This window comes from Microbulbifer epialgicus (genome assembly GCF_041447265.1).
Taxonomy (GTDB): Bacteria; Pseudomonadota; Gammaproteobacteria; order Pseudomonadales; family Cellvibrionaceae; genus Microbulbifer; species Microbulbifer epialgicus.
Map to the genome: position 1 here is coordinate 1 of NZ_JBGMEK010000161.1, position 4363 is coordinate 4363.

Genomic DNA, 4363 nt, shown 5'->3' on the forward strand with positions numbered 1-4363 from the left:
CGTTTTCAAATTTACGAAGGAAGTATGAATGCCGATAGGCTGATTGACTTTCTTAAGCGATTGATCAAAACAGCGGGGCGTAAAGTTTACCTCATTCTGGACAATCTTAGGGTACATCATGCACGATTTGTTAAAGCTTGGCTGGCAGAGCACGAGGATGAGATAGAAATTTATTATTTACCATCATATTCACCTGAACTGAATCCAGATGAGTATTTGAATTGCGACCTTAAAGGGGGCGTTCACAGTGGCATGCCAGCCCGATCCAAGGAGAAGCTAAAAAGGAAAGTGCTTTCTCACATGAGAATGTTACAAAAGAAGCCCGCGCGTGTAGCAGCCTACTTCCGACACGAATCAATTAGGTACGCAGCATAACTGAACTATTTGTCCGCCGGGTTAATAAAAGACATTTTGAGGAGGTTTCAGAGGAGCTAGGTGGGACGTTCTTTTTGAGAGAGGATGTGATTAACTTCTACGGCTATGATCGTTTGTATAACGATCAATTTGGTGTGGATATTAATAGGGCCATAGAGTTCTTTGAGCTGAACACACGGTATTACCCCGATTCTTACAATGCGTGGGATAGTTTAGCGGAAGCTCATATGACTAAGCGGGAGAAGGAGCTGGCTATAAAATTCTATAAGAAATCCCTTTCAATCAATCCTGACAATGAAAATGCGAAAAATAAAATTATTGAAATGAAGGATATGTGAGCTATTGCATTGGTGTTTTAGGTGAGTTGAAGTTTAAGCGGCCTGCCGGATATCTCTTCGTTATTGGCAAGGTCGTCTAATTGAGTCACTATTGGGTCAGAAGGAAAGAATACATTGCACTCGAGACGCGCTGTGAATACATCCCTGTAAGCTCGTAATCGGCATCCATGCTTCATATGGTCCCGAGTGCAGTGTATTCTTTCCTACCCCCTTTTTAATAAAGTTGTTTTATCGTATGTATCTTTTAAATAACTCAATCATCCAGCATGAAATTATTTTCCTGTTTGTAATAGCAGTAATCATGATCTAAATTTTTACGAAAGCAGTAGGGATCTTTTGCCTCTGCGTCCTCCCATAAGCCCAAGCCATGGCGGTACGCGAAATTTTGATCATTTTCGAATTTATCTCCGCAGTAATACGTGTAATTCCATGCAGCTCATCGTGCAACCATTTCCTGGTTTATATTGTATTCGTTAACAAACAGGTAGCCAGTTTCTCTACCGTATTGATCTCTTCCTGTGGATTGAAAGTCTACTGAACCAAATGATAATAGATGCTTCAATATCTGAGTGGATTCAGGGCCATAGGATTGTGCGTTCGGATAAGTTTCTGGCGCACCTATACACTGAAGTCGTATCTCCACATATTCTCCTGAAGCATATCCGTGAAATGTGTCACCATCGATAATTTTATAGTTAGTGAGTGGCACTGCATGTAGAGTGGTGGAGAGCGCACATAGTAAGAATAATCTTTTCATTATGATGTTCTATGGTGTGGTTGTTGTGCGCGAATAATGGAGGATCATCATTACGAATATATTTAATAAGTATAATAGTAAATATTAATCTTTTAAACTCAAAGACACTGCTCCTCCAGAAGTGGCTGCCAATTATGTTCTACTTACATTTTGAACTCGCTCGGAGATATTTGCCAACAATAATCTTTGGTTTTTACATCGATATATAAGGTGTTAAAGTGCAAATTATAGATCTCTATCCAGTTGATCCATGTGTCATGCTAAGGATAAATTCCAGCATGCAGATAAAGTAACTTTTGACAAATATTCGTTGGATTTTAGACTAGAATAAGTCGTATGCAATAGGGGCGGGCGGAATATTTAACAGGTTTATATGAATGGATCAAAGAAGTCAATTTCGGCTTATGTTAACCCGAAATTTTTCGCCGTTATTTTTTACACAATTTCTCGGTGCATTTAATGACAATGTTTTTAAGTCCGCACTTATAGTTATACTTGCATTTCGCCTGGCTGAAAGTCAGGCCAATTTACTGATAAACTTAGCTGCTGGACTTTTTATACTACCATTCTTTCTTTTTTGCGCCATTGCGGGACAACTGGCCGACAAGTTTAATAAAACTCAACTTATACATTATATAAAACTAGTAGAAATATGTGTCAGTGCTTTGGGGGGTTATGCCCTGATGATTGGCAGCAGCACCCTGTGTCTGCTAGCTTTATTTCTCTTCGGGACGCAGTCTGCGTTCTTTGGGCCAATAAAGTATGCAATATTACCACAACATTTAAAAACGTCAGAGTTGGTGGGGGCTAATGCTTTGGTAGGAGGTGGAACATTTGTTGCTATCCTACTTGGGGCGATTATAGGGACCCTTTTGGCTGGAATTACAGAGGTTGGAGAAAATGGAGTTTTTTACTTAAGTACAGTTATTATAATATCTTCAGTATCTGGTTATTTGTTTAGCTGCTTGATCCCGCCTGCTCCTGCACCTTCTCCAAATTTAAAAATCAACTTAAATCCTGTTTCACAAGTGAGAGGAATTCTTGGCCAGACGGCAAAAAAGCCTTTAGTATTTTATGCGCTTTTTGCAATTTCATGGTTCTGGTTTCAAGGGACAGTTTATTTCACACAAATTCCAAGCTTTACCAAAAATACTCTTAGTGGTAATGAAGAAACCGTGACCTTACTCCTTTGTATTTTTACAGGGGGGATTTTTATGGGATCTCTGCTTTGTGAGCGATTATCGGTTGGGCGTATTGAGCTGGGTATCGTGCCATTGGGTGCAGCAGGAGTAACGGCTTCTGGAATATCATTATATATAGCTTCCACTAATTTTATACCTCCGGTGGAAAACAGTCTTAAAGCTTTTGTTGGTAGTGAGGGGGCTGTTCAGATTCTTTTTTTTATTGCTTTATTGGGGGTTTTTGGTGGGCTATACATAGTCCCCATCTATGCTGTGTTGCAAGAACGGTCCTCACGATCAAGGCGTGCTCAAATTGTATCTATGAGCAACATCCTAAATGCTTTTTCTGGAGTAATTGCAGCCCTTATGGGTGTTGTTTTTTTGGGTATCATTAAGTTGGATATACCAGTGTTGTTTCTGATGATATCCTTAATGAACCTTGCTTTTGTGGTTTATGTTTTTGCCGAGGTACCAGAGTTTTTAATTCGTTTCCTTGTCCGTTTTTTATTTTCCATGATGTGTCGAATTAAGTATAAAGGATTAAATAAAATACCATCTGAAGCGCGAATAATTGTAGTCTGCAATGAGGTAAGCTTTATGGGTGTTATGCTAATTTCCGGAATAGTAAGGCGCCCAATTCGTTTTGTTATTAATTTATCTGTTAACAAGAAACTCAATTTACATTCTATATTTTGGTCTGGACAGGCGGCGCCGATTCTCTATGAGAATGGAAAGTGTGCTGATGAGGTGCTGAAGGAGCTTGACCAGGGGCTTGAGAATGGACAGGTATTTTGCTTTTTACATGGCCCTCATGTGTTGACAAATAGAAAAATTAATAATTTCCGGTTAAGGGTTAAGAAATTTTTACCCAAAACTGATATTTCAATTATTCCATTATCGGTTAAGGAGCTATGGAAGGGGGTATTTTATTGCAAGGGTGTTTTTTGTCTAATTTGCTTACCAAAATATTTATGGTCTGGTGTGCAATTTACAGTCGGCTCCCCAGTATCTTTGAATAAATTGAATGTAGATGATTTGTATAGAGATGTGGGGAGTTCTAAAAATTGAATCCTTATCAATTTTATCCACCTGTAGTCCCCATTGTTCGCTATAGATAGTTGCTATAATACTAATTTTTAGAGATGTCTATATATTATATTTAATGAGTTTTCGCATTCCTATTGTTAATTTTCAGAATTATGGGGTGGTTCATGCTTAATTTTTTTGTGCGTGATGGCCTTGTCAGAAACGATGGTAGAAAATTCAGTGGCGGCTTGGTTTGTTAAGGTAACTAGGTTCTGATGCTTTCCATGTGTAGTTTCAATTTGCACTTGTATTTTGAATGCTTAATTTATTGAAGTCGCGTATTTTACTTGCTCCAGAAGTTAATGTGCGTTGCGTCATATATGGGATGATTCGAATATTATATTTAAGTGGCAAGAGATAAATTGCTTGGTCTTTCTGCCCATCAAGAGGATACCTTTTTTGAAAGAGTAAATAGTGTTGATTTTGGAGGGTTATAATGTTTAATTTAGATAGTCGACCCTGAAAAAAGTCTCCAGACCTTGTGGCACTAGGACTACGTGGATATATGACATAGCCATTTCGACCAGTTTTCGCTATTCTGATCCAAATTTCTGGTCGAAATGCTCAAGGATAATGATGCTCACGGACACCGATCAGTACCAACAAACCAGCTTTTTTGGCACCGA

At 38.7% G+C, this 4363-nt stretch carries 4 protein-coding genes; 3 read left to right on the forward strand and 1 reads right to left on the reverse strand.

The genetic code is table 11. The features are described from left to right. The coding region (locus ACCI49_RS23725; RefSeq protein ID WP_371837343.1) for a transposase at positions 1–375 on the forward strand (375 nt) is incomplete at its 5' end. Positions 376–449: 74 nt separating this feature from the next. Then, positions 450–713, forward strand: coding sequence for a tetratricopeptide repeat protein (locus ACCI49_RS23730; protein ID WP_371841723.1), 264 nt, complete (start codon positions 450–452; stop codon positions 711–713). Positions 714–1149: 436 nt separating this feature from the next. Here ACCI49_RS23730 and ACCI49_RS23735 read toward each other — a convergent pair whose 3' ends face one another. After that, positions 1150–1470 (reverse strand): thermonuclease family protein, encoded by a 321-nt coding sequence (locus ACCI49_RS23735; protein WP_371841724.1) that lies wholly within the window; start codon positions 1468–1470, stop codon positions 1150–1152. A gap of 377 nt (positions 1471–1847) precedes the next feature. On the opposite strand from ACCI49_RS23735, the gene ACCI49_RS23740 reads away from it, so the two are divergent. Beyond that, positions 1848–3719, forward strand: a complete 1872-nt coding sequence (locus tag ACCI49_RS23740; RefSeq protein WP_371841725.1) for an MFS transporter — start codon at positions 1848–1850, stop codon at positions 3717–3719. Positions 3720–4363: the final 644 nt, after the last annotated feature.